The sequence below is a fragment of the Natrinema limicola JCM 13563 genome, from assembly GCF_000337475.1.
Lineage (GTDB): Archaea > Halobacteriota > Halobacteria > Halobacteriales > Natrialbaceae > Natrinema > Natrinema limicola.
The window spans coordinates 1-23,742 of sequence record NZ_AOIT01000059.1; the positions used below are offsets into that span (position 1 = coordinate 1).

At 62.6% G+C, this 23,742-nt stretch carries 24 protein-coding genes; 12 read left to right on the forward strand and 12 right to left on the reverse strand.

Annotation, left to right across the window (positions count from 1 at the left end):
* Positions 1 to 250 precede the first annotated feature (250 nt).
* The 3 genes from menD to C476_RS14720 all read right to left on the reverse strand — a co-directional run bounded on the left by menD (position 251) and on the right by C476_RS14720 (position 4,082).
* The gene (gene menD / locus C476_RS14710) at positions 251 to 2,074 is read right to left on the reverse strand and encodes a 2-succinyl-5-enolpyruvyl-6-hydroxy-3-cyclohexene-1-carboxylic-acid synthase (protein WP_008014346.1); all 1,824 of its coding nucleotides are present in this window, start codon (positions 2,072 to 2,074) and stop codon (positions 251 to 253) included.
* A gap of 6 nt (positions 2,075 to 2,080) precedes the next feature.
* Positions 2,081 to 3,424 (reverse strand): isochorismate synthase, encoded by a 1,344-nt coding sequence (locus C476_RS14715; protein ID WP_008014348.1) that lies wholly within the window; start codon positions 3,422 to 3,424, stop codon positions 2,081 to 2,083.
* Positions 3,425 to 3,485: 61 nt separating this feature from the next.
* Positions 3,486 to 4,082 carry a sulfite oxidase-like oxidoreductase gene (locus C476_RS14720; RefSeq protein WP_008014351.1) on the reverse strand — a complete coding sequence of 199 codons (597 nt, stop codon included), beginning with the start codon at positions 4,080 to 4,082 and terminating at the stop codon, positions 3,486 to 3,488.
* A 186-nt stretch (positions 4,083 to 4,268) separates the two neighbouring features.
* Here C476_RS14720 and C476_RS14725 point away from each other — a divergent pair, with 186 nt between their 5' ends.
* The gene (locus C476_RS14725) at positions 4,269 to 4,568 is read left to right on the forward strand and encodes a hypothetical protein (RefSeq protein WP_008014353.1); all 300 of its coding nucleotides are present in this window, start codon (positions 4,269 to 4,271) and stop codon (positions 4,566 to 4,568) included.
* Between the two features lie 156 nt (positions 4,569 to 4,724).
* Entirely contained in the window at positions 4,725 to 4,952 is a 228-nt protein-coding gene (locus C476_RS14730) for a ribbon-helix-helix domain-containing protein (RefSeq protein WP_008014354.1), read from the forward strand.
* 176 nt (positions 4,953 to 5,128) lie between these two features.
* On the opposite strand, the gene C476_RS14735 is transcribed toward C476_RS14730, so the two are convergent.
* A complete protein-coding gene (locus C476_RS14735; RefSeq protein ID WP_008014355.1) occupies positions 5,129 to 5,311 on the reverse strand; it encodes a DUF7550 family protein in 183 nt (60 codons plus the stop codon).
* A 154-nt stretch (positions 5,312 to 5,465) separates the two neighbouring features.
* Here C476_RS14735 and hisF point away from each other — a divergent pair, with 154 nt between their 5' ends.
* Both hisF and C476_RS14745 read left to right on the forward strand, forming a co-directional pair.
* Positions 5,466 to 6,281 (forward strand): imidazole glycerol phosphate synthase subunit HisF, encoded by an 816-nt coding sequence (gene hisF, locus C476_RS14740; protein WP_008014357.1) that lies wholly within the window; start codon positions 5,466 to 5,468, stop codon positions 6,279 to 6,281.
* Between the two features lie 63 nt (positions 6,282 to 6,344).
* On the forward strand, positions 6,345 to 7,217 hold the full coding sequence (locus C476_RS14745; protein WP_008014359.1) for a hypothetical protein: 873 nt from the start codon (positions 6,345 to 6,347) through the stop codon (positions 7,215 to 7,217).
* Between the two features lie 77 nt (positions 7,218 to 7,294).
* On the opposite strand, the gene C476_RS14750 is transcribed toward C476_RS14745, so the two are convergent.
* Positions 7,295 to 7,579 (reverse strand): DNA-directed RNA polymerase subunit L, encoded by a 285-nt coding sequence (locus tag C476_RS14750; protein WP_008014360.1) that lies wholly within the window; start codon positions 7,577 to 7,579, stop codon positions 7,295 to 7,297.
* A 166-nt stretch (positions 7,580 to 7,745) separates the two neighbouring features.
* Here C476_RS14750 and C476_RS14755 point away from each other — a divergent pair, with 166 nt between their 5' ends.
* Positions 7,746 to 9,557, forward strand: a complete 1,812-nt coding sequence (locus C476_RS14755) for a rhomboid family intramembrane serine protease (protein ID WP_049911928.1) — start codon at positions 7,746 to 7,748, stop codon at positions 9,555 to 9,557.
* Positions 9,558 to 9,586: 29 nt separating this feature from the next.
* On the opposite strand, the gene C476_RS14760 is transcribed toward C476_RS14755, so the two are convergent.
* Entirely contained in the window at positions 9,587 to 10,231 is a 645-nt protein-coding gene (locus C476_RS14760; protein WP_049911929.1) for an METTL5 family protein, read from the reverse strand.
* A 132-nt stretch (positions 10,232 to 10,363) separates the two neighbouring features.
* On the opposite strand from C476_RS14760, the gene C476_RS14765 reads away from it, so the two are divergent.
* Entirely contained in the window at positions 10,364 to 10,546 is a 183-nt protein-coding gene (locus C476_RS14765; RefSeq protein ID WP_008014365.1) for a zinc finger domain-containing protein, read from the forward strand.
* 72 nt (positions 10,547 to 10,618) lie between these two features.
* Here C476_RS14765 and C476_RS14770 read toward each other — a convergent pair whose 3' ends face one another.
* Complete coding sequence (locus C476_RS14770; protein ID WP_008014367.1) at positions 10,619 to 11,650, reverse strand: disk-shape morphogenesis protein volactin; 1,032 nt, start codon at positions 11,648 to 11,650, stop codon at positions 10,619 to 10,621.
* A 96-nt stretch (positions 11,651 to 11,746) separates the two neighbouring features.
* Positions 11,747 to 12,664 carry a DUF7139 domain-containing protein gene (locus C476_RS14775; RefSeq protein ID WP_008014369.1) on the reverse strand — a complete coding sequence of 306 codons (918 nt, stop codon included), beginning with the start codon at positions 12,662 to 12,664 and terminating at the stop codon, positions 11,747 to 11,749.
* Positions 12,665 to 12,841: 177 nt separating this feature from the next.
* On the opposite strand from C476_RS14775, the gene C476_RS14780 reads away from it, so the two are divergent.
* From C476_RS14780 to C476_RS14805, 6 genes are all read left to right on the forward strand, one after another.
* The gene (locus tag C476_RS14780) at positions 12,842 to 13,426 is read left to right on the forward strand and encodes a HalX domain-containing protein (protein WP_008014371.1); all 585 of its coding nucleotides are present in this window, start codon (positions 12,842 to 12,844) and stop codon (positions 13,424 to 13,426) included.
* Positions 13,427 to 13,507: 81 nt separating this feature from the next.
* Entirely contained in the window at positions 13,508 to 14,557 is a 1,050-nt protein-coding gene (gene dph2, locus C476_RS14785) for a diphthamide biosynthesis enzyme Dph2 (protein ID WP_008014372.1), read from the forward strand.
* Positions 14,558 to 14,788: 231 nt separating this feature from the next.
* The gene (locus tag C476_RS18440) at positions 14,789 to 15,565 is read left to right on the forward strand and encodes a DUF7344 domain-containing protein (RefSeq protein WP_008014374.1); all 777 of its coding nucleotides are present in this window, start codon (positions 14,789 to 14,791) and stop codon (positions 15,563 to 15,565) included.
* Between the two features lie 159 nt (positions 15,566 to 15,724).
* Entirely contained in the window at positions 15,725 to 16,558 is an 834-nt protein-coding gene (locus tag C476_RS14795) for an MBL fold metallo-hydrolase (protein ID WP_008014376.1), read from the forward strand.
* 56 nt (positions 16,559 to 16,614) lie between these two features.
* Positions 16,615 to 18,639: a midas domain-containing protein gene (locus C476_RS14800; protein ID WP_008014377.1), complete on the forward strand. Its 2,025-nt coding sequence runs from the start codon at positions 16,615 to 16,617 to the stop codon at positions 18,637 to 18,639.
* 80 nt (positions 18,640 to 18,719) lie between these two features.
* The gene (locus C476_RS14805; protein ID WP_008014378.1) at positions 18,720 to 19,646 is read left to right on the forward strand and encodes a hypothetical protein; all 927 of its coding nucleotides are present in this window, start codon (positions 18,720 to 18,722) and stop codon (positions 19,644 to 19,646) included.
* A 20-nt stretch (positions 19,647 to 19,666) separates the two neighbouring features.
* Here C476_RS14805 and C476_RS14810 read toward each other — a convergent pair whose 3' ends face one another.
* The 4 genes from C476_RS14810 to C476_RS14825 all read right to left on the reverse strand — a co-directional run bounded on the left by C476_RS14810 (position 19,667) and on the right by C476_RS14825 (position 23,658).
* A complete protein-coding gene (locus C476_RS14810) occupies positions 19,667 to 20,980 on the reverse strand; it encodes a hydroxyacid-oxoacid transhydrogenase (protein WP_049911920.1) in 1,314 nt (437 codons plus the stop codon).
* Positions 20,977 to 21,783, reverse strand: coding sequence for an N-acyl homoserine lactonase family protein (locus C476_RS14815; RefSeq protein WP_008014382.1), 807 nt, complete (start codon positions 21,781 to 21,783; stop codon positions 20,977 to 20,979). The genes C476_RS14810 and C476_RS14815 overlap by 4 nt, the downstream gene beginning before the upstream one ends.
* A 443-nt stretch (positions 21,784 to 22,226) precedes the next feature.
* Positions 22,227 to 23,273, reverse strand: coding sequence for a tyrosine-type recombinase/integrase (locus C476_RS14820; RefSeq protein WP_008014385.1), 1,047 nt, complete (start codon positions 23,271 to 23,273; stop codon positions 22,227 to 22,229).
* Positions 23,263 to 23,658: a DUF5805 domain-containing protein gene (locus tag C476_RS14825; RefSeq protein ID WP_008014386.1), complete on the reverse strand. Its 396-nt coding sequence runs from the start codon at positions 23,656 to 23,658 to the stop codon at positions 23,263 to 23,265. The genes C476_RS14820 and C476_RS14825 overlap by 11 nt, the downstream gene beginning before the upstream one ends.
* Between the last annotated feature and the right edge of the window lie 84 nt (positions 23,659 to 23,742).

The window sequence follows — 23,742 nt, forward strand, 5'->3', positions numbered from 1 at the left end:
ATTCCTTGATCGGCCCTGTATTCGGGATCGATTCCTACCGACAGACGCGAATCTCGTGCACGGATTTTGGGGTATTCGCAGCACCACCACCGAATTTTGTATCGCATATATTAGTTCATCTGTTGGAAGCAGACCAAATCAGGTGCCACCAGGTATCGTGACAAGAACCCACACTAATCGCAGATGTGTGCAACGAGAGCGACTCGAGCGATCGACAGACGGTTGCAGGACAGCGGAGAAATCCTCGCGTTCAGTTCGACCCGTCGACGATGTTTTCGACGGCGCTCGTCACGCGCTCGTCGAGCGCTTCGCGCCGTCGATGGCTCGCTTCAGAATCGAAGTCGACGGCGAGGACCTGCGTCCCCGGTGTCTCGAGCGAGTCGCGATAGGCAGCCGAGAAGTCGGCGGGCGCGACGCGTTCGAACTCGAGTCCGTACATATCGCCGAGCGCCTCGAACTCGAGGCCGTGGGGTGTCTTGAACTGGTCCGTAAACGGCGGTTCGAACTCCTCGATGGGCAGTTTGTGGAAGATACCGCCACCGTCGTTGTCCAGTAACACGATCGTCGCGTCCACGTCGCAGCGCTCGACAGCGAGCAGCCCGTTCGAATCGTGATAGAAGGCCAGATCCCCGGTCACCAACACCAGCGGGTCGTCGGTCGCGCTGCCGGCTCCGAGTGCCGTACTCGCGATACCGTCGATACCACTCGCACCGCGATTCGCGAGCACTGTCAGATCGGCCGCTTGCGGCCGGCCAAAGCGGTCTGCGTCCCGGATCGGCATACTATTTGAAACGAATACCGTGGCCGGGTCCGGCGCGTTCGCGATCGCCGTAGCAAGGATTGCGCCCTCGAACGGCTGGGACTCGAGCGTGGCCGCGGCCAGTGCCTCGTCGCAGATTTCCAAGTGGCGGCGTTCAGCCGCGTCGAACCGGGCGCGCCACGCGTCGTCAGCCGATCCGGGTGTGGCCGACTCGGCGGGCTCGCGTTCGTCGAGTACCTCGAGCACCCTCTCGACTACAGTCCCGGGCTCGGCGGCCAAGAGATCGGTCGCAGTGAACGTCGCTTCACGCCACGCGCCCGCGGGATCGATCAAGAACTGGCGTGCATCGGCGTCCCGAAGCCAGTGGCGAAGCCGTTTCGACGTCGGAGACGCCCCCAATCGGAGCACGACGTCCGGTGCTGGCAACGCGTCGATATAGGCGTCGTAGCCGCCGTAAACCGTCCGCGGTGTGTCACTCTCTTTGACGTGCGGGCCGTATCGCAGTCCCGAGAGTGGATCCGCGAGGAGCGGCGCACCGAGCCGGTCTGCAAGGTCGGTGATTGCGCGTGGCTCGAGCGAGGCGAGATCAGCGGGATCTGCAGGGCCGGCAACGAGCAGCGGCCGGTCAGCCGCCTCGAGCGCCTGTAGCAGCTTCTGATATTCGTCGTCGGTAAGCGTTTGTGTTCCGCCCGTCGTCTCGACGAACGGGCCGTCTCGTCCCACTGCTGCCAGCGTATCGGCGAACGAGTCGGGGACGTCGCCGGGAACGTCGATCGGCTCGAGGGGTTTGCGGAACGGACAATTGCAATGGACGGGACCGGACGGAACGCCGGTCGTCTCCGCGAGCGCACGCGCGGCGGTCGTCCGGAGGCTCCTGACTTTCCGCTCGTCGGCTTCGGGTTCGGGCAGCTCGGTGTACCACCGAACCGCATCGCCGTAGAGTTTGACCTGATCGACGGTCTGATTCGCGCCGCTGTCGCGCAACTCAGGCGGGCGGTCGGCAGTGAGCACGAGCAGCGGAACACGGGCCTGATCGGCCTCCATCACGGCGGGATGGAAGTTCGCGGCTGCCGTCCCGGAGGTACAGACCAGCGCCGTCGGCTCGCCAGTGCGGCGAGCGCGACCGAGCGCGAAATAGGCTGCCGAGCGCTCGTCTAAGTGCGAGTAAACGTCGATGTCCGGGTGGTCGGCGAACGCGACCGTCAATGGTGTCGACCGGCTGCCGGGGGCGATACAGACGGCCTCGAGGCCGCCCTTGGCAAGTTCGTCGGCGAGAACGCGACCCCAGAGGGTCGCACGGTTCGGTGCAGTCATTGGTTACTACCGCAGTTCGTCGAGAATCGGGCGGAACTTCAGCTGGACTTCGTCCCACTCCTCGTCGGGATCGCTGTCGGCGACGATCCCGTTGCCCGCAAACAGCGTCACCGTCTCGTCGGCCGCGACGCCCGACCGGAGCCCGACCGCGAACTCGCCATCACCGGCGGCGTCGAACCAGCCAACCGGCGCGGCATACCAGCCACGGTCGAACGGCTCCGTGTCGCGGATCGTCTCCCAGGCTGCATCGGGTGGGACGCCGCCGACTGCGGGCGTCGGATGCAACGCCTCGACGAGTTCGAGAACGTGGTGCTCGCCCTCGAGCGTCGCTTCGATCGGCGTCCGCAGATGCTGAATGGTCGCCAGCCGGCGGATCGTCTGTTCGCTAACGGTGAGATCGCGTGCAAGCGGCGCGAGTTGCTCGCGGATCGCGTCGACGACGAGGCCGTGTTCGCGTTGAAACTTCGGGTCGTCGCGCATCCGGTCGACGTGTGCCTCGTCTTCGGCCGGCGTTTCGCCGCGGGGAACCGACCCGGCAAGCGCTTCCGTCTCGACGCATGCGCCGCGTTTCGAGACCAGTCGCTCCGGTGGCGCGCCGAAGAACGTGCCACCGATGTCGTGGTCGACCAGGAAGCCATAGCAGTTCGGATACCGACGGCGCAGTCGCTCGAGCGTCGCCGGGACGTCGATCGGTTCCTCGAGATCGACCGACAGCGACTGTGCGAGGACGACTTTCGTCAGCTGACCGTCAGCGATTCGCTCGAGGGCGGTGTCGACCTGTTCGGTCCAGGCCGTCTGGGAGGTCGTCCGCCGCGTCGCAGCGACGCCGGGTGTCGCGTCGGCTGGTCGCGTCGCCGGCTGGTTCGTCAGGCGATCGTGCCAGCGCTCGAGGCGGTCAGCAACTGTGTCGCTGTGTTCGCCGACGGCGGTCAGCCACGTCCCGTCGTCAGTTCGGGTTACGAACAACTGTGGAACGACAAAGGAAGCCGCGTCGAAGCCGGTCCAGGGCGGGCCGGCCTCGTGGCCGTCGTGAAAGGAAAAGCCGCCGAACGCCCGCGGTCGCGCGTGTTCGGGGCCATCGTGTGCGAGTCCGTTGAAGGCACGGCTCGCCTGCGTTCGAATCCGATCGAATCGGTCGGTGCCGGTCGCGGTAAAGCGGGCGGCAACGCCACGACCGACGATCTCGAGTCCGTCGGGTGTGGCCCACTGAATTCTCGACGCGGTTTCATCCTCGAGCACCGCATCGAACGCGGCGGTCTCGAGTTCGCGACTCCGGCTGACGAGGTCGACGGCGTTGTCAACCGACTCGGTCTCCCCCGTTAGTCGACCTTCACCCGACGATCGGTCCATCGACACAACCTCAGGACCGGCCCGCCTTCAGCCTAACTATTCGCTGACCTGGTGTATACGTCTAGCTGTACCGTTCTTCCTGCCACGGATCTGCGGTCCGCGAGTAGCCGCGTCGCTCCCAGTAGCCACGCTCGGGTTCGGTGAGGAACTCGATACCGTCGACCCATTTTGCGCCCTTGTAGGCGTACTTGTGCGGCGTCACTACTCGAAGCGGACCGCCGTGGTCTGCGGGAAGCGATTCGCCGTCGAACGCCCACGTAAACAGGACTTCCTCGCGCATGCAGTCCTCGAGCGGTAGATCCGTGGTGTAGTCGTCCAGTGCGGAAAACAGCACGTGGACCGCGTCGTCGTCGACGCCGGCCCGTTCGGCGAGGTCGGGAAACGGAACGCCGGTGAACTCGCAGTCGAACTTGCTCCAGCCGGTCACACAGTGAAAATCCTGGCGCTGAGTTACGCTCGGCAGCGATCGGAACTCGTCCCACGAGAAAGACAATTCCTCCTCGACCGCCCCGGTGACGGTAAACTCCCACGTCTCGGGGTCCCAGTCGGGCGTCGCGCTCTTCGAGAGAACGGGGAACGCGTCCGTCTCACGCTGTCCCGGCGGCAGTCGCTCGTCGCCAAACTCCCGATACAAATCCGTGACGTCCGTCGCGTCCATACCCGTGGCTTCGTGCCGATCGACGTAGGTGTGACGCCATCGCCTGCCATCCCTCGAGAAACGCAGAATTTGGCAGCAAGCATAGGGGTCGAAACGAACCGAAACGGTCTCGAGACGACGACAAGCGACAGTTTCCATTGAAACCCTCGCTACGCCTTAGTATGATCTCCCCGAGGCTATCGATGCATGGCGAGCAGACAACAACTCACGGAGCAGGACGTCACCGAGAAGCAACCAGAAGCGATTAGCGACGAGGCGATGGGGCCTGCCGTCCTTGCATCGGCTGCATCAGTCGGGCTCTCGCTGTACTACTACTTCATTCGCGGCGATCGTCAGCTCGGGACGTTCGTCGGCCTCTGGCCGCCGACGATCCTCGCGTTCGCGAGTTACTTCAACCAGCGGAAAATGCGCCGGCAACTCGAGACGCTGACCCAGCCGGGGACGAAGCTGCGAGAGGCGTTCGACTCGATGATGGGCAACCGATAAGCCAGGCTTGTCCTCGAGTCACGACCACCGATCAGGTCATCAGTGAGCCAGCGACGCTCGCACACCAACTGTCGTTTCGGCTGCCTGAATTTTTCTTTCCGCTCAGTATAGATTCCCCGTCAAACCTAAATACCCCCTCGCCGAAAGCCGAATCAGATGCCGAAAGTAGAGATCACTATCCCGGAGCACCTCGAGATGCAGATCGCGCAGATGGTCGAACGCGGTGAGTTCGTCAACCGCGAGGAAGCGATCGAGGACCTCCTGTCAACGGGTATCAAGGCCTACAAGACGAGTGGACCGATGGACGAAGACGAGGGCGCGACCGGTGGCACCGGCCTCGAAGACGACGGCATGATGGGCCACGACGACGAATACGTCTTCTAACGTCTTTGTTTTCGGCAGTTCGTTCGGACGTCCGGCAGCGCACCGCCCCGTCTTGCCGTCGATGACGGATTCGGCCTGCCGGACGACGATCAGCGTTCGCTCGAGTCTCTCCGATAGCGGTTCGTCACCGACGCCGGTCGCGTGCGATCGACGTCTACATCGCGGTGGCCGTCAGTTCAGACACCGGTCGTGAGCAATGGAATCCCGAACGCGACTGCCACACCGACGACCATGACGACGAAGCCGATCGCAACGTCCCGTGCTGAGTAGGGACTCATCGGTGCGGTCGTTCGCTCGGTCTCGAGGTCGTGACCGACGTCGGCTCCGGAATCGTCGGGAGTTTCGGTGTCGTCTGCCATACGCGCCCGTTTTCGGCTCTGACACTTAACACCACCTACACTACCTCGCAACGACTCGAGTTCGCCGGCAGTCACGGCGACGGAGCCGATGGCAGACACCGCCCGATCCAGACGCCTTTACTACTCGCAGATCAAACCCTCCAGTAGTTACCACATGGTCCTGACCAAACGAATTATCCCCTGTATCGACGTGGACCTCGATGACGATGGGAACCCAGCGGTGTACACCGGCGTCAATTTCGAGGATCTGAAATACACCGGCGATCCGGTCGAGATGGCACGCGCGTACAATCAGGCGGGCGCAGACGAGTTCGTCTTTCTCGATATCACCGCCTCCGCGGAGGGCCGCGAGACGATGCTCGATGTCGTCCGCGACGTCGCCGACGAGGTCTTCATCCCGTTGACCGTCGGCGGCGGCATCCGCACCACCGACGACATCAAAGAGACCCTGCGGGCCGGCGCGGACAAGGTCTCGATCACCACCGGCGCGCTCGAGCGACCCGAACTGATCAACGAGGGCGCGCAGGCCTTCGGCAACCAGTGTATCGTCATCAGCGTCGACGCCAGACGGCGCTTCGACGAAGACGGCGAGCACTACGTCGAGATCGACGGCGAGTCCTGCTGGTTCGAGTGTACGAAGAAAGGTGGCCGCGAGGGCACCGGGATCGACGTCCTCGAGTGGGCCGCCGAAGCCGAGTCTCGCGGTGCGGGCGAACTCTTCGTCAACTCGATCGACAAGGACGGCACGAAAGACGGCTACGACCTGCCACTGACGAACGCCGTCACTGACACCGTCGACACGCCGGTGATCGCCTCTTCGGGCTGTGGCAGTCCCGAAGACATGTACGACGTGTTTACCGAAGCCGGTGCCGACGCCGGCCTTGCGGCCTCGATCTTCCACTTCGACGAATACTCGATCGAGGAGACGAAAGCCTACCTCGACGAGCACGGCGTGCCGGTTCGCCGCTAGACGAGACGACCGGGCCAGACGACACCCACACGTTTATTTTCTCGGAGTCCTCCGTCTCAAGTAGTGAAATGGCGGTGTACGTGGTGTGGGAAACCGCACGCGGAGAACGACCCACCCTGTGACAACTGCGGGCACAACACCTTCGAGAAGGCAGTCGTCCGAGCGGACGAGACCCGCGAGGGCCAGGGCGCGGCCGCCGGCGACGATACCGACGGCGAACCGATACCGTCCGGAACCGTCGACACCGGCCCCGACTACGTCTGGGCCTGTACGAACTGCGGCCGCGAGCACGTCCGTAACTCCCCGCCGTGTTCTCGCTGTGGCAACCCTGACCTCGAGAAAGTCGAGCAGACCTACGAGGGACTCGAGCGCGACCTCGAGACGTCGAGCTGGCTTGCGGTCGCGAAACCCTACCTCCCGGTCCTCGCCGTGATCGGGATCGTCATCGCGCTGTTCGCGACGGGGATCATCCCACCCTCGATACTGCCAGGAATCGGCCCGCCGTCACCGCCTGATGCACCCGGTGAAGGGTCCGAAGCGGCAGGGATCGACCTCGAGGCGACCGAACGGGCGGTCCACGATCGGCTCGAGGCCGACCGTAATCAGTCCGAGTCACGAACGTACGACGCCGGGCTCGCGGACTACGCCGAATACATGAATCGTGCGTTCGTGGTAGTCGAGTACGAGGAGTCGAGACCCGAGCCGGTCGAAGCGAGTGACTTCGGCACCAACTGCCAGCGTGAGCCATACGCCGGACGGCTCCCGGGGACGCTGTCGATCGCCGACTACGACGACGAGGCGGCACTCGCCGACGACGTCGTCACAGCCCTCAGCGAGGAGACCGGCGACAGCGATTTCGACAGGGAAGGGCTCGACCTCCACGTCGTTGACGGCTCTGTTTACGTGTTCTACGCGGCGTGTAGCAGTTCGAACTGATCGATCGATTACAGCCGGACCTCGGTCGTACCGCACACCGAAAGAGAACGATCGGGTCGAACCCGAGACGACAGTGCTTATGCGGCCGCTTCGAACGCGTTGCGGAACGACGTCGCCTTCTTGCGGACGGTCACAGCCGCGTCCTCGAGACACTCGAGCGGATCCGCGCCGCCCTCGGTCTTGATCGTCAGGATGGGCTCAGTCTGGCCGCCCGACTGTTCGGGGTTGACGTCGTAGGTCGCTGCGCTCACGTCGTCGTGCTCGAGCAAGGCGCCCTTGAGCACGTTCATGAACGTGTGGTCCTCGCCGGCGATTTCGATCGAGAGTTCGTCCTCGGTGCTCTCGGTGACCCGCAGTTCCATGTCAGTCAGTGCGGCCGTCGGCCGCTTGTACCTTTCGAAGCCGGCCCTCGGCACGGCTCACGTCACGATCGCCGTCGCTCGCCGCGACAGCGGGGTCAACCGATCCGGGAACGAGCGACTTTCGCTGAAGGCAAACCACTATACGGCCCCGTTCGAACCACGGCATATGCGCACCCTCGCGGCCCTGCTTGCGGTCGTCGTCGCCGCGTCGCTGATCGGGTCGATCGCGGTCGTCAGATGGATCCACCGGCCGGCACAGCGCTGGCGCGACGTGGCTCGAGCGCGGCTCGTCTACGGGATTCCGTGGGGATCGCTGGTCGTGATCGCGTTCGTCCTCGCTGTCTACCTGTTCGTCCAGAGCGGACTGGCAGACTTCGACGATCCCGTGACGATTCCCTTCCGCACGTGGTCGTATTTCTACCCGCTTGGGATGGCGACGGCGTCGTTTTCCCACGCGGGCCCCGGCCATCTCATCGGAAATCTCGCCGGGACCGCCGTCGTCGCCCCGATCGCCGAGTACGCCTGGGGCCACTATCCGGACGAGCGCGATCCGGTCCGAACCGACTCGTGGGCCGCCGACCCGCGCGTCCGGGCAGTCGTCGTCTTCCCGCTCGTCGTCATCGGCGTTGGACTCGTGATGAGCCTGTTCGCGCTCGGCCCCGTCATCGGCTTTTCCGGTGTCGTCTTCGCCCTCGCAGGCTTTGCACTCGTCCAGTATCCGATCCTGACGATCATTGCCACGCTCGGCGTCCAAGACGTCGTCTTGCGGCTCTACTACGCGCTCCAAGAACCCATCCGTGTCTATACCGCTGCGCCCCGCCCGCCATCGGCACCCTCCTGGGCCGGTATCGCCATTCAGGGCCACGCACTCGGGCTCTTCGTCGGCTTCGTTCTCGGGGTCGCCCTCCTCAAACGCCGCCACAGCCGCCCTGATCCGCTACGGCTCTGGCTTGCCGTCCTGTTGTTTGGCTTCTCGAGGGAGCTGTGGGCGATCTATTGGTTCGGTGCCGAAAACACGTTCATCCTCTATCAGGGGCCGGGCGTCGCAATCGTCTCGATACTCGCACTCGTGGTCACGCTCTCGATGACCGCCCCCGACACGCCTCTGCTCCCGCCGCCGCTCCGGCGACTGGTCGCGCAGCCGGTCGACGACGAGTCGTCGCCGGTCACCAGACCGCTCGAGCTCGCCGGCAGCGCTCGCGACCGCGTTGTCACTGCTCGTCTCGAGCGCGTGCGCGAAATTATCGGTGCGGGACACGATCGCGAGCCGGGCCTGCTGGCGACGCTGACTCGCAGACGAGCCGCGTTTCTGGCGGTCCTTGGCGTGCTCGCAATTGTCGCTGGCATCGCCGTCCCCACGAACTTCCTCGTCGTCGACGACGCGACGGCAGCATCGGATTCGCCACTCCAGATTCGAGACTACACGGTCGAGTACGTCGAGGGGGTCCCCAACGAATACGTCTCCGGGATCGGTATCGAGGCCATCGAGAGCGACGACGGCCTCGAGTCGAGCGGGGTGATCGTTGCCAGCGAGCAACGTGAGATTTGGCTCGAGGCGGTCAGCACCCAACGACTGGCCTTCACGGGCGAGGAGACGATTACCGTCGGCGGCCCCGGCTGGCGCGAGACGGTTCACGTCGACCGCAGCGGCTGGGAGCCGGTCGGCAACGAGACCGTCTATCAGGTCTGGCTGTGGGAGGACGGCACCGATCGCCAGCTCGCGTACGAATCCAACGACTCGCGGGCCGACGTACGGATCGCCGGTCGAAACGTGACCATCGGCACCGACGACGGCACGTTCGACCTCGCGGTCAACGCGAGCGAGAATACCGACACCGCGACGACGCCGATCCCAGCCGAAAACGAGACGACAATGGCTGGCGGCCTCACCTTCGAGCGAGACGAAGAGACGGTCTACGCGGCCGCCGACGGGACGCGGGTCGCGATCGCGAGCAAAGAGACGTACAACGGCTCCTGACCGCTACTGCGTGCTGGTTTCCGAACTCGTTAAACTCGAGTCGGCCACTCGATGCGGAAGACCTCGGCCTCGAGCGTCGCTTCTGCTTCGGTATGGAAGTCGAACTGCTTGGGCAGCGGAAACGCAGCCCGGAACGCGTGCGTTACCTCCCCACCCTCGTCGGCGGCGAACGACTCGACGAACTCCTGGCTGCCCTCGTTGTGGATCGTATAGGAGACCGCCCCGATCTCGCGTGCTGTCTCGAGGAACTCCCGATCCGCGTGTCGATTCCCGCGCTGTGCGCCGAAGGGTGGATTCGAGAGCACAGTCGCATCAGTGACCGAAAACGGATGGCGGGTGACGTCGCCGCGAAGCCAGTCGATAGCGCGACCACGGTCGTCATCAGCCACGACTACCTGTTCGTTCTGTTGGGCGACTGCGAGCGCGCCAGCGTCGACATCGACCGCCGCAACGCGGTCACCTCCGGCCAGTGTGGCCGCAATCGCGAGCATCCCGGTTCCAGTACCGAGATCGACGACCTGCCCCTCGAGATCACCCTGCAATCCTGCCAGGTGGCAGAGATGCGCGGCTAGCTCCGGTGGGGTGAGATACTGCTCGAGGGCTGGTGACGGCTCCGAAAAGTCCTCGAGAGACTCGAGTCGGCGGGCGAGCGTGCGCCGAGAGGGACTGGACATGGTCAGGTGTCGGTACTCGAGTGTAATGGATCTCTCGAGGTCACGGGCACGTTGCTGGTCGTGTGAGTGTACACGTTCCGCTTTCATGATATATTCGAATAGAGTTAAGGAGAGTCCGTGGAAGTGATAGATATGGACGAGTGTCCACGGTGTGGGGGACCGATCAACGAACTCTCGCTTGGCGACGTGTCGACAGTCATGTGTTCACGCTGTGGCTTTGCCGACATCCCCGTCGAACACCAGCCGACCAGCGAGGAGGTCGAGTCCTGGCGGGACGCGCTCAACCGGTTTTACGAGCAGTCGGCCGATCGCTGAGTGTCTCCGTTCGTTCGCTGCGCTACCTGACCGCGATACCCGTGAAAAAATAACTGCCGCTGGAGCGACGGCTTACTCGGTTGCAGGTGCTGCTTCTGCTTCGTCCGCTTCCTCCTCGTGATCGACGTCCTCGTCGGAGCGAGCCGCGACGAGTCCACCACGAGCGACGCTGTACAGCGGTTCGTTCGCGTGCGAAACGCCGCTGATCGAGAACGGAATGTTCGCCTCCTCTAAGTGGTCGCGGAACAGCGCCTCGAAGCCGTCGGGACTCGAGGTGCCGCCGGTGACGACGACAGGGATGTCGAGTCCTTCTTCGACGTCTTCCTCGTCGACTTCCTGGACGATGTTCTCGATGACGTAGTCGAGTAAGTTCTCGTAGTAGATCGACAGCGCACCTTCGACGCCGCCGACGTCGGTCGTGAAGTCGAGTTCGAAGTCGTCTTCCTTGATCGAGGTGACCTTGTCGACGGGTGTGCCGGTTGCGCGGGCGGCCTGTTCGTCGACCCAGTCGCCACCGCGGGCGACGGAGAACTTCATGACGGGCACGGCGTAGTAGGCCAGACAGACGTTGGTCATGCCGGCACCGAACGAGATCCCGAGGCCGGTGAAGTTGTTGTCCGCGAGTTCAGAGTAGATGACGGACATTCCCTCGTTGATCGGCTCGGCGTCGTAGCCCATGTCGTCGAGGAAGGATTCGATCGTCTTCTGGTGGTACAGCGTCGAGAGTTCGGAGTCGATCGGATCCGCTGGCGTCGAGAAATAGAGCTTCTCGTCGGGATAGGCGGGCTCGCCGACGACCTGCTCGATGATGAGCTTCATCATCGGGATCGCACTCTGCTCGTCGTTCGAGAGGATCCCGTGTTTCATCGGCCGTCGAGTCTCCTTGTTGAAGATGTTCGCGAAATTGAGTGCGTCGTCGCCGACGACGTAGACCTTGTCGTCTTTGCGGATGTGGAGCACTTCGCTTCGCGAGAGCATCTGCTCGGCCATATCCGAGTACTCGATCTCGACGAATGAGTTACGCTGTTGCACGAATACCGTGTCGGTTCCATCCTGCTGTGCAGACAGGATGTTCATCGTCCCGACGTCTAGGCCTTTGGCCATGTGTGGGGAAGGAAACCGACGGATTATAAATCTATGTACGCCACTTACAGATCTGATACTATGAAGAAAGATGCTATTTCTTTCCGCCGCCCTGCGTTAATTTCGTCGTGTCAGATCCCGGATCCGATCGAGTAGCTTTGCGATCGGTGACGTCACCGTCTCGACCGCACTCTTCTCGTCGGCCGTCGCCAGTTCCTCGGCTCGCTGTTGTTCGCGAAGCTCTTTGAGTTTCGCCGTCTGATCGTCGACCGTCGAACTCGAGGTGGTCTGCTTCGTCTCGCCGCCTTTGAGGCCTTTGAGACCGGCAACCTGTGCGTCGACACCCGACGAGCGGGTCGTCGTGGTCCCGACGTTGGTATCGACGGTGACGTCGTCGAAATCGTCCTCGGAGAAGCTCAGTCGTTTGTGCTCGGTTTTCTCGACGCCACCCCACGAGAGTTCGACGCCGTCCATCGCGTCGTCGATGTCTTGTTGGACTTCTGCGTCGGTCACGTCGGGGTCGTCGTCCTCGTCGTCGGTTGCCACTACCTCGGCCTGCTGTGCCATATCGAGATAGTGGGCGATCAGTGCCGCACCCGTTGACGCGGTGATACCAGCGAGCCCGACGGCGTATACTGCGACCACCTGAACGGTATAGTTGTTGTTGTAGCCGTTCCAGTGGTGTGGATAGACGACGAGGAAGCCAGCGACCGCAGCGACGGTGATCGCCGCGCCGCCGATCGACGTATACAGCATCCGCCGTTCCGACGGGAGGAGCGTAACGATCCCGAGCATCACGACGGGAAGAGACACCATCGCAAGTGCGTATGCGGGACCGACCCACGCGAAGTAGCCGGCGGATCGGGCTTCGTGCGTGTTGCCCCACAGAAAGAGCAGCAGTGCGACGATGGCAAGCCCGATCCCGCCTAGAAACAGACCGAAGCCGACGTAGACGTCGGTCCGATCCTCCGGTTCACCGATGTATCGACGATAGAGGTCGAAGAGATACCCGTCAGGGGCCTGTTCCGCTGCCATTGACCCCCCGTTTACGCTCCAGTACTATGACTGTTGGGACGAGAAACGAACTCGATACCCGCCCGCCTCGCTCCGCAAACGGCACACTCGGTGCCGACGCGACACGACGTGTAAGTCACGATGAACGTCACCATAGTTTGATGATGGCTGGGCCGAAAGCTACTTCCATCTCAAATAATGGTTGGTAATACAAACACCGTCCTCGTCGCGGACGACGATCCCGCCGTCGTCGATCAACTACAGTCGTGGCTCGACGACTATCGGGTTGAAGCAACGACGGATGGAGACGAGACGATCGCATGCCTTGAAACCGCCGACGCAGTCGTCGTTGATCACGATCTCCTAACAGTATCCGGAGCCGTCGCAGCCGAGCTCGAACGCCGTGCGACGACACAGACGTTGGCATTCCTCTGTGAGCAGACGGATGCCCATAAGCATCCGTTTTCGATCGCCAACACGCTCGTCAAGCCCGTCGAGAAGGACACAGTGGTCGAGACCGTCGACAGGCTCCTCCGTCGCGCCCGATACGACGAGCTGATCGCGGAATGTACGACGCTTGCAACGAAACGAGGGGCACTCGAGGCCGGTGGCAACACCGCATCCGACGCACGATCTGAGACGCTCCAGCGGGATCTCGACGAGCTGTTTACCGAACTCGATGACCTGGTGGGGTCGTTCGACAGCGATGACTTCCGGGCCGCGTTCGCGACGTGTGAGTTCGGAACGACCATCCAGCCACGGCGTGCAAGCGAGTGCTCCTGACAGCACCGAGCGTGAGCACCATCGATATTCTCCCCTCTCGACAGCGTGCAGTATATACGTTCGTGGCAGCAAGGGCTGTCAATGAGTCAGGAGCCGGAGTACAGCGAGGGCGACCTCCGAAACACCGGGATGAGTCTCAAACACGACCGTGAGTGGGACTACGAACTCGAGCAGATCGTCGAGGAGATCGAGGAACGAGACGCAACGAAAGTCGGGCTACAGTTCCCCGAAGGGCTGAAGCGACGCGGTCCAGCCGTCGCCGACGACCTGCGCGAACTGACCGGCGACGACGTGACGTTCATGCTCTCGGGCCAGCCCTGTTATGGGGCCTGTGATCTTGATACCTATCTGATGAAACGCACCGACGTGTTCGTTCACTTCGGTCACTCGCCGATGAAGAACACGGACAAGGTCATCTACGTGCCGCTGTTCTCGAACGTCGAGGTGACGCCGATCATGGAGGAAGCGCTCGAGACGCTCGAGCCACCCGAGGAAACGGAGGGTGTCGGCCTCGTCACGACGGCCCAGCACATGAACCGCTACGAGGAGATGACGGAGTTCTTAGAGGAGCGTGGCTACGAGGTCCACAGCCGTCGCGGCGACGAGCGACTGACCCACGAGGGGCAGGTGCTCGGCTGTAACTACGCGAGTGCGGACGTGCCCGCCGATCAGGTGCTGTACGTCGGCGGCGGCAAGTTCCACCCGCTCGGACTGGCGATGGAACACCCCGACAAGCACGTCGTCATCGCGGACCCAGTCAACAACGTCGTCACCGTCGCCGATACGGAGAAGTTCATGAAACAGCGCTACGGCGCGATCCATCGCGCGATGGACGCCGAGAAGTGGGGCGTCATCTTCTGTACCAAGATCGGACAGGGGCGCTGGGAGCAGGCTCAGGAGATCTTGGACGACAACGACGACGCGTACCTCATCACGATGGACGAGGTGACGCCGGATCGGCTGCGCAACTTCGATATGGACGCGTTCGTCAACACCGGCTGTCCGCGGATCACGACCGACGACGGCCCGCAGTTCCACAAGCCGATGCTCACCCCCGGCGAGTACCGGATCGCCGTCGGCGACGAACCGCTCGACAGTCTCTCGTTCGATACGTTCCACGGCACCTGGTAACTGCTCTTCTGCGGCGCTCTTTCCGTGGCCGTCACGCGTTTCGCTGTCAGTTATCACTCAATAACCGGTTCGTGGAACTGAAAGCTCGACGGCCATAGCGAAATATATCACGACTGCCATCACGAAAAGAGTGTATCGTATCGAGGATAGTGCAGAAATACTGCGTTCTGGTGCTGTTCCCAAATCAGTTTGGAGGTGTTCTTTTGCCCACTAGTCACCGACCAGTAGTCGATGAGTAACTCAGCCTCGAGCGGATCGACGGCCGCCGTCCGTGATGAGTTCTTCGACGCCCTCGCTGACGCCCGTCGACGAACCGTTCTCCAGGTCGTGTATCAGCGATCGCCGGACGAACTCGAGAAAGACGACCTTGCGCGCCACCTCGCAGCAGTAACGATGGATACACGACCCGCCGAAGTGACCGACGACGACTATCAAGGGGCGCTCGTCGATATCCATCACCGGCTGGTGCCGTCGCTGACCGACGCTGGTCTCCTCGAGACGGTCGATGACGAGACGGTCGTACTGGGCGATCATCCAGCCTTCGACGACTCCCTCCTCGAGGGCATCGTGTCGGCCCGCCACGACGCCGACGACGCGACACTCGATGCAGTGTTCCGTGCGCTCGCTGCCGACCGTCGACGGACGGTCCTGTCGATACTGGCCGAGGAGGATCGCCCGCTCGAGACCGAAACGCTGGCCCGTCGCGTCGCAGCTCGTGAGGCCGAGACGGCCGAGCGCGAAGTCGCTCAAGAACGTGTCGACGAGGTGGCGACCACGTTCGTGCACGTTCACGGCCCCATGCTGGCAGACGCCTCGCTCGTCGACTACGACGCCGAGACGGGGCGGGTCGTCGACGTGGACCACCCGATTGTCGACCCCGAGTGGATCCGGCCCGGCAACGCAGCAGCGACAGCGACCGGCGAGTCGGCGACCGTCGAACGACATGTCGACGACGCTACGCCAGCGACACACCAGCTGATCTATCGCGCCCGGCCACGCTCTCCGTGATCGAGTCGGGGCCAGGCGACGGCGAAGACAAGCGTCGGTCAGGTCACGGTACCGAGCAACACGGTCGGTCAAGCCACGACCGTCACTGGTCGTGGATCGTCGTTCGCCGATTTCGCGGAGACGACAACACTTACCCAGTCGGTCCCCACAGCCTCGAGTATGATCGAAAGCGACTGGGACGACTGGCTCGTCCGTGACGTCGAAGAGTCGACTCCAGATGGCGTCGCGATCTGGTATCTCGGCTGTAACGGCTTCGTCCTGAAGGGGACCGAGGGAACGACGATCTACATCGATCCGTACCTCGGGCTCGGCGATCCGCCGCGGACGGTTCGCATGATTCCCGTCCCGTTCACTCCCGACGATGTCGCGGAGGCCGACGCCGTCCTCGCGACCCACGAACACACCGATCACGTCCACGGCCCGAGTCAGGCCCCGATCCTCGCGAACACGGGCGCGACCTTCTATGCGCCCGACGACAGCGTCACGAAAGCCCGCGACGAGGAGGCGTGGACCGACGAATGGGACGTCACCGACGAGCAGCTGACCGAAGTCACCGAAGGAGAGACCCTCGAGATCGGTGAGTTCACCATCCACGTCGAGCCGGCCAACGATCCCGACGCGACCCATCCCGTCAGCTACGTGTTCGAACACGACGCCGGGACCTTTTTCCACGGCGGCGATACGAAACCGACCGACGAGTTCGAGCGGATCGGCGACGAGTACGACATCGATCTCGCGGTGTTTGCCTTCGGCACCGTCGGACAGATTCCCGACAAACAAACCCGCGAGCCCAAACGAACCCGCTGGTACAACGACGAGAACCAGGTCATCGAATGTGCCGCCGCCCTCGAGTGTGACCGCCTCCTGCCGAGTCATTGGGATATGTGGAAGGGCCTGACCGCCGATCCGAAGGCGTTACACCACCACGCAGCGAGCTTCGAGTATCCAAAGCGGCTCGAGGTCGCCGAGATCGGCGATCGCGTGGTTTTGTAGCGATTTCCGAACTGTCCGCACGTTTTATAGTAATGGTATGGTAACGTTGGGCCCATATGACCAGCACCGCCGATACGGACGACGTAATCGAGGTCAGCGCCGACGGGATCTCCGTCCAGAAGACGTTCGAAGCAGACGAGTTTCCCGTACCGGCGATCCGATTCGAGCTCGAAGCGGACCGTGACGAGCCGGTCACGATCCAACTCTCCGAGGAGATTCCCGACTCGTTCCCGATGGACAAAGTCGGGTTTCACCCCGACTATCACAGCGACGACTGGACAGCCTACCAGGACAACCACGTCGAGTTCACGGCGACGCTCGAGCCCGACAGCAAGCTCGAGACGGTCTATGGCATCCAGATCGACGACGACAGCCGAGCCACGGCGTTTCTGACGGAACCGACGATCGTCGAGCTCGCAGCCGACGACGATGGCTCGAGTGCCGACGAAGTCGACGACGCCGTTATCGGCACCATCGTCTCCGAGGACCGCAATCAGGCCGTCAAGGACATGATCGCGGGCGAAGCGGACACCGTCCCCGGGCTCGAGGTCGAGGATGAGGACGAAGACGAGGCCGAAGCCGAGGACGGAAACGACGGTGATGACGCAACTGACGACCCCTCGGGACTCGATCTCGATCTCGGTGATGTCGACACCGACCCCGATCCCGTCGACGACGAGGACGGCGATGACGAGACACCAGATATTGATCTCGGATTCGGGGACGAACAGCTACCGGACGACGAGCCCGCAGCCGCCGACGAGCCGGATATCGACCTCGGCTTCGACGAGGACGAAGAGCTGGAAATCGGAGACGACGAGCCGGATATCGATCTCGGCTTCGACGAGGACGAGGAGCTGGAAATCGGAGACGACGACGAGTCGACTGCTGCGGAAGACACCGAATCGGCAGCCGAGAACGACGAGCTGACCGTCGAGGGGGATGCCGAATCGATCGCCGACGGCGAGACTGACTCGACTGTCGAAGCTGATGATGAGCCGAGTGCTGAGGAGGACGACGAATCGGCTATCGAAGCTGACGACGAACCGAGTGCTGAGGAAGACGATGAGTCGACTGTCGAAGCTGACGATGAACCGAGCACCGAGGAGGACGACGAACCGGCTGTCGAAGCTGATGACGAACCAGCTGTCGAGGACGACGAACCCGACGTAACGATCGAGACCGACGTGAACGAGACGGCTACCGGAGACGAAGCGAGTGCGGCTGCCGAACCGGACGCCGATGACGAGGCGGACGAACACGATACGGCCCTCGAGACTGACGACGCGGCCGAAGCGGTCGAAGCGAGCGCCGATGAGCCCGAAACGCCAGAACCCGAGGCCGACACGGCCGACGACGCCGCCGAATCACTCGAGCAATCTGGCGATAGTGACGAAACAGCCGATTCGGCAGTCGAGCAGCCGGACTCGGCCGGCGCAGCTGACGCTGACGAACCGACGGCTGACGCCGACGACGCAGCTGACGAGTCGACTGTCGCCGAAACCGCGACCGTCGAATTTGAGGGGTCGGTTGCGGCCCGTCTCGCGACCGAGATCCGCGACGGAACTGTCGACGACGACGATCTCGAGACGATTCAGGCCGAACTCGACCTCGAGCCCTCGGGCCCGGAGATCGCGAAAGTCGAGCACCTCCAGTCCCGCGTCGAGGAGGTCGCAGCCTACACTGACGCACTCGAGACGTTCCTCGAGGACAACGGCACGGGCGCACAGCTCATCGAGGATGTCCAGGACGATCTCGCGGCGCTCGAAGACGACCTCGCGTCGATGGACGAACGACTCGAGGGGACCGAATCGCACGTCGACGAACTCGACGCGGACGTGGCCGATCTCACCGACTGGAACGCTGATCTCGAGACGGATCTGAGCGACGTCAGCGGCGATGTCGCCGAACTGGACGACACCGTCGCAGGGATCGACGACGATGTCGACGACCTCACGGATACCGTCAACGACGTGGAATCTGAGCTCGAAACCGTCGCGGACGACCTCGAAGCGGTCCGGGAAGACGTAACGGACATTCAGGACTGGCGTGACCAGCTCGGTTCGATGTTCGCTAACTGAGCAGCGCGATCGTCGGCTATCGGATTCGGCCTGTACTGGAAACGCAACTCGTTTATCCGTCGCCGATTGAGAACTGGTCGATGGGCGAGACGATACCGATCGCTGTTCCACGAAAGGGGCGACCGCTCGAGTCTGTACTCGATCGGATCGCAGATCGCCTCGGCGTCCCCGACCTCGCCGACGACATTACATCGACGCTCCGTCACGAAAAGGCACTCACGAAAGGGTCCATCGAACCCGACGAGGAGGACGTCTACCATCGTCTCGCAGACTACAGTACCGTCGCCGATCCAACCGCGCCCGAATATACGCTGTTGCGCGACGACCGCGCCGGCAAGCCACGACGGATCGTCTTCGACAGCGTCACGATCCCGTTAGCCGATGTCGAGGACGCTCCCGACGACGCGGCGGTCCAGCTCGTGGGCCGCGAGGAACCGTTTCGGGCGCTCCGAACCCACGAGTTCGCGCTCGGATTCGACAGCGCCGACCTGGTTCTCGAGGAGGTCGTCGAACTCCGACCGGAGCCACTCGATCGGATCGCCGACGTAAACGCTCGAATCGATCCTGCCGACACCGACGTGCAGGTCGTCACCGGACTCGGCGACACTGTCTACCACACGCTACTGGCCACGCCCGAGGTCGCGCCGTCTGCCGAATCGATCGATCGGGACTTCCTCGAGACCTACGAAGGACCGCTCTGTATCGAGCCCAGATACGAACGGCTCGTCCAGGCCGTGCTTGGCACGCGGCTCCTCGACGGTATCGACTTCCGGTATCCGGACGAGGGCCGCGAGGAAGAGGCAGCAATCGCCGACGCAGGGCTGGGTGTCTATCTGACTGTGACTGGCTCGACCGCCCGCGAACACGGCCTCTTGCTCGGCGAACAGCTGTTTCCGAGCGAGACCGTCCTGCTCGAGAACACGGCAGAAACGACCGACACAGTTGACCACGTCCGCTCGCTGCTGAACGGTCCCGATCTCGAGACGGAGCTTGCAGTCGGCCAATAAGGCGTACTCGCGAGTCTCTCCTACTCCCAGTTGTACAGCGAGTCGCGGAAAATTTCCGCGACATCGGCTTTCGTGACTGGCCGCGGATTACACCGCAGCAGCCGTTGCTGGGTGTCGACGGTCTGTTCGGCCAGCCAGTCGATCTCGTCGTCGGTGATGCCGGCGAGGTCGTGGAGCCCGCTCGGGAGGACGTTCAGATCACGCTGGAGTGAGACGAACTCCTCGCGTGCGCGATCGGCCGCCGTTCGCGTGCTTAGTCCGTCCGTATCCGCGCCGAGCAGCTCGGCGATGGTCGCAAATCGTTCTGGATCGCTGGCGACGTTGTATCCCAACGTGCTCGCCGGCGTGAGCACGGCGATCGTTTCGCCGTGATAGGAGTGGTACTTGTTGCCGACTGGATACGCCATCGCGTGACAGAGGCTCGCGCCGGCCGTGAGACCGGCGATCGCACCGTAGAGTGCCCCTTTCAACATCGCCTCGCGCGCCTCGAGATCGTCACCGTTGTTGACCGCCCGTCGCACGTTGCTCGAGAGGAGGTCGATCGCCTTCTCGCTGAACAGTTCGGTAAAGCCAGTGCGGCCAGCGTAGACCGGTCGGTCAGCGGGGTCCTCGGGACGGAGTAAGTTATCGTATCGATGTGTCGTATACCCCTCGATGGCATGGCCGAGGGCGTCCATCGCTGTTTTCGCGGTGAGATCCGGCGGGAGCGACGTCGTCAGCGTCGGATCGAGCACCGCGGCGTCGGCCCGCACGTTATTGCTCGAGATTCCCTCTTTGATCTCTTTCTCGGTAACAGAGAGGATCGCAACCGGCGAAATCTCCGAGCCGGTGCCGGCCGTCGTCGGGAGCAAGACGAGGGGCGGACCCGACTCGGTGAGTGTCTCGCCGGAGCCGGTCGGTTCGGCGACGTAGTCGAGGATTTCGCCGCCGTTGGCGACGACCGCACGCGTCGTCTTCGCGGTGTCAAGACAGCTGCCGCCGCCGAGCCCGATGTAGAAGTCGTAGCCGTCCGTCCCCATCTCCTCGCGCACGAACGAGATACATTCTTCGACGGCCTCGATCGAGGGTTCGCGCTCCGAACCGTCGTAGACATCGACGTCGAATCCCGCGTCTTCGACGTGGTCGGCGACTCGGCCTGCATGGCCGAGCTCGGCAAGCGTCTCGTCGGTCACGATCAGCCCGCGTGCATCGTCTGCGACGCCCAGATCCTCGAGCTGAAAGCCGAGTTCGCTGACTGCGCCACGACCGACACGGATCTCTGGCATCTGAATCTGCCAGACGGTTTCAGGCGTGCGTTCGTGTGGGCTGGCAGAGACGGACCGCTCGTAACTCACAGCCCCCACCCCGGCTGCATGGCCTCGAACTGCTCGGGATCGTGACCGTAGACGACCTCGGCGTCGTGACGTCGCTCGAGTGCTTTGATTCGACGGAGACTGTCGACCCATTCCGTTTTGCCCCAGAGGAGGTGCGCCCCGAGTGGGATCTCGTCCTCGAAGTTGTCAGCCATATAGACCTGATCGCCGGTCAAGACAAGCGTCCTCTCGTCATCGAGGTGAATCACTGTCCCGGTGAGTCCCGGCGTGTGGCCGGGGAAGCGGACGAACTCCATGTCTTCGAAGTGTTGCTCGCGGTCCCGGTGTAACACGTGCCAGTTCAGGTCGTGGTCGAAGTCCTCAAGAATATACGCGCTGCTTCCCTCGTCGGTCTTCGCGCTGTAGTAGGCGAACTTGATCTCGCGCTCGTGGACGAAGACCGGGACGCCAGTCCCGTCGAAGAACTCGAGCCCACCAGCGTGATCGAGGTGCAGGTGGGTCTGGAAGACGTAGTCGATGTCGTCGATGTCGAACCCGGCCTCGTTTAGGTCGTCGTCGAGCCGATGTTCGTGGGCGTCGTGTGGATAGAACGCCTGTACGAGTCCCTCGGGCCAGTGACCCTTGAGTGCGTCGTGATGTGACCCGGTATCCCAGAGGATCGTTCCTTCTGGGTGGTCGACCACGAGGCTCCAGACTGGAATTTCGCCGTAATCGATGTCGGGGTTGGGCTCGTCGTGTGTGCCGAGTACGTGCCCTTCCATCATGTAGTTCATGTCGACCTCGAGCCCACCGCGGTCGAGAACATATATGGTAGCATCAACCATGGTATAAAACCACAACTAGCCGACCAGAACCTGGCTAATAATGGTTCGGGAGAACGAATCTGTCGCCGGTTGCATATTGTGACGGCTCGCTGGTGCAAGCCTGGTTGGCGACCCCTTCTCTAGTCGATCGCGAACTGCGGGCACGACTGCCAGAGAACGGGTAACGCCGACTGAACGAACCTAGCGGTTCGTCTAACGTGACCGACGACAAGGGGGTCTCGAGCCACAAATTGATATAGCTATATTTGATTTATTAGGCCAGTCCAAGACATTTGCTTTGAGTACGATCGTAGTTATAATCCACTCGCTGTTCATCCCAGAACCGGATTATGTCGGTGTAAGGGTCGGCCACAACGCGGTAGTCCGTACTGTTGAAGCTGCTCTGGACATCTCACAGCACACACGGTGTCGACCTCCAGAGAGTGCCCCGTAGGCGACACCCATCACCGGGTGATGGCGTAAATCGACTCGAGATAGGTTTCCCGGACGCGATCGCCCCAGTTGTGGGTGTAGGTATCGATCACGTCGCCGGCGACGTCACCCCGGAGGTACTGGACGATCCCCCGGTCCCCGGTCCGGTCCCGCAGATGTGTGGTGAAGAAGTGCCGGAAGTAATGTGGTGTGACGTTCTCTTGGGTCCCCCCGCCGGTGCGGTACCAGCCGTGATCGCGGGCGTGTTTCTCGACGATATAGCGGACGTCCGACGGCGTGAGCCGCTCGCCCCACGAGTCGCGGGTATCGAGAAAGAGCGGCCGTGCCGACGACACCGCGTCCGGACGAATCGCCAGCCACTCGCAGATCACCCCCCGAAGTTCGTCGTCCACAGGGACGACTGTGTCCCGTTTTCGCTTGTTCGAGGCCGTCCGTTCTTCGCCGTTGACAGTCTCACCGCGGGCCGGCTCGGCAGAAATGAACACTGATTCAGGTCGTTGCTCGAGGCCGACACGCGGCGTCCATTCGAGGTCGAGTGCCGGCGTCTCGAGGTGGAGATCGCGCAGATCGAGGTTGCAGAGCTCGCCGACGCGCATCCCCGTTTTGAGGAGGGTAACGATAACGGCTCGCTCGAGCGGGTGGGAAATCGAGCCGACGAACGACTGCATTTCCGGCACCGAAATGTCGCGTCGCGTCGGATTCGTCTCGATCGATTCGGACAGCTCCTCCATGACGAGCGCCATCGGATTGTCGTCGAAGACGCCGACGCGGGTCATGTAGTCGTAGAACCGATTGAGATAGGAAGCGTACGTCGCGATCGTGCTGTCTTCGAACTCGCCGCGTAACGAATGCACCCAGGCCATACACTCCCGCCGTTGGGCTGTGCCGACCGCGTCGACGTCGAAGCGTGTGTCGAGAAAGGTCTCGAAGCGCCGCAACACGCGTTCGTAGGCCTCGAGCGTCCGTTCGCTCTTGCCGTGATAGCGCTGGTCGTCGAGGAAGTACGTGATCGGGTCGGCCACGTCTGCCGGCGCGTCGCCGGTTGGCTCAGTTGCCATCGCCACCACCGTCGACGGTCGTGTACCCGCCGTGGCGACCGCTGTATCGAATTCGGTTGGTCGCCTGGAGCTCCTCGAGCGTCTCGTCTAAACGCGACTCGATGTCGTCGGAGACTGCCTCGAGCAGTTCGTCCCACGAATACGTGTCAGAAGAGAGTAATTCGAGGACCTGCCTTTCGAGGGTGTTACCCCCAGGGTCTGAGTCCGGAGAATCGGGTTCCGCTGAGTCGGATTCGAACCCTTTCCGCCCCGCCTGAACCATCGTGCGAACGAACTCGCTCTGGCTCATGTCGAGGTCGTCGGCGTGAGATTGCCACTCCGCTTTTTGATAGGCCGGGACGTAAGTTTTGACAGTTTCTCGAGACGTATCGGCCGAATCGCTCATGCAGCATCCATCAAACGCGATGATATTCAACCTTCCCATTATTCGATCTAAGTATATTTATCTTAGGTGGCGGCACTCAAATAG

Bases quoted from the DNA above. Each gene is read 5' to 3' on its own strand.
- menD (WP_008014346.1), bottom strand. From the start codon at position 2,074: ATGACTGCACCGAACCGTGCGACCCTCTGGGGTCGCGTTCTCGCCGAC.
- C476_RS14715 (WP_008014348.1), bottom strand. From the start codon at position 3,424: ATGGACCGATCGTCGGGTGAAGGTCGACTAACGGGGGAGACCGAGTCG.
- C476_RS14720 (WP_008014351.1), bottom strand. From the start codon at position 4,082: ATGGACGCGACGGACGTCACGGATTTGTATCGGGAGTTTGGCGACGAG.
- C476_RS14725 (WP_008014353.1), top strand. From the start codon at position 4,269: ATGGCGAGCAGACAACAACTCACGGAGCAGGACGTCACCGAGAAGCAA.
- C476_RS14730 (WP_008014354.1), top strand. From the start codon at position 4,725: ATGCCGAAAGTAGAGATCACTATCCCGGAGCACCTCGAGATGCAGATC.
- C476_RS14735 (WP_008014355.1), bottom strand. From the start codon at position 5,311: ATGGCAGACGACACCGAAACTCCCGACGATTCCGGAGCCGACGTCGGT.
- hisF (WP_008014357.1), top strand. From the start codon at position 5,466: ATGGTCCTGACCAAACGAATTATCCCCTGTATCGACGTGGACCTCGAT.
- C476_RS14750 (WP_008014360.1), bottom strand. From the start codon at position 7,579: ATGGAACTGCGGGTCACCGAGAGCACCGAGGACGAACTCTCGATCGAA.
- C476_RS14755 (WP_049911928.1), top strand. From the start codon at position 7,746: ATGCGCACCCTCGCGGCCCTGCTTGCGGTCGTCGTCGCCGCGTCGCTG.
- C476_RS14760 (WP_049911929.1), bottom strand. From the start codon at position 10,231: ATGTCCAGTCCCTCTCGGCGCACGCTCGCCCGCCGACTCGAGTCTCTC.
- C476_RS14765 (WP_008014365.1), top strand. From the start codon at position 10,364: ATGGACGAGTGTCCACGGTGTGGGGGACCGATCAACGAACTCTCGCTT.
- C476_RS14770 (WP_008014367.1), bottom strand. From the start codon at position 11,650: ATGGCCAAAGGCCTAGACGTCGGGACGATGAACATCCTGTCTGCACAG.
- C476_RS14775 (WP_008014369.1), bottom strand. From the start codon at position 12,664: ATGGCAGCGGAACAGGCCCCTGACGGGTATCTCTTCGACCTCTATCGT.
- C476_RS14780 (WP_008014371.1), top strand. From the start codon at position 12,842: ATGGTTGGTAATACAAACACCGTCCTCGTCGCGGACGACGATCCCGCC.
- dph2 (WP_008014372.1), top strand. From the start codon at position 13,508: ATGAGTCAGGAGCCGGAGTACAGCGAGGGCGACCTCCGAAACACCGGG.
- C476_RS18440 (WP_008014374.1), top strand. From the start codon at position 14,789: ATGAGTAACTCAGCCTCGAGCGGATCGACGGCCGCCGTCCGTGATGAG.
- C476_RS14795 (WP_008014376.1), top strand. From the start codon at position 15,725: ATGATCGAAAGCGACTGGGACGACTGGCTCGTCCGTGACGTCGAAGAG.
- C476_RS14800 (WP_008014377.1), top strand. From the start codon at position 16,615: ATGACCAGCACCGCCGATACGGACGACGTAATCGAGGTCAGCGCCGAC.
- C476_RS14805 (WP_008014378.1), top strand. From the start codon at position 18,720: ATGGGCGAGACGATACCGATCGCTGTTCCACGAAAGGGGCGACCGCTC.
- C476_RS14815 (WP_008014382.1), bottom strand. From the start codon at position 21,783: ATGGTTGATGCTACCATATATGTTCTCGACCGCGGTGGGCTCGAGGTC.
- C476_RS14820 (WP_008014385.1), bottom strand. From the start codon at position 23,273: ATGGCAACTGAGCCAACCGGCGACGCGCCGGCAGACGTGGCCGACCCG.
- C476_RS14825 (WP_008014386.1), bottom strand. From the start codon at position 23,658: ATGAGCGATTCGGCCGATACGTCTCGAGAAACTGTCAAAACTTACGTC.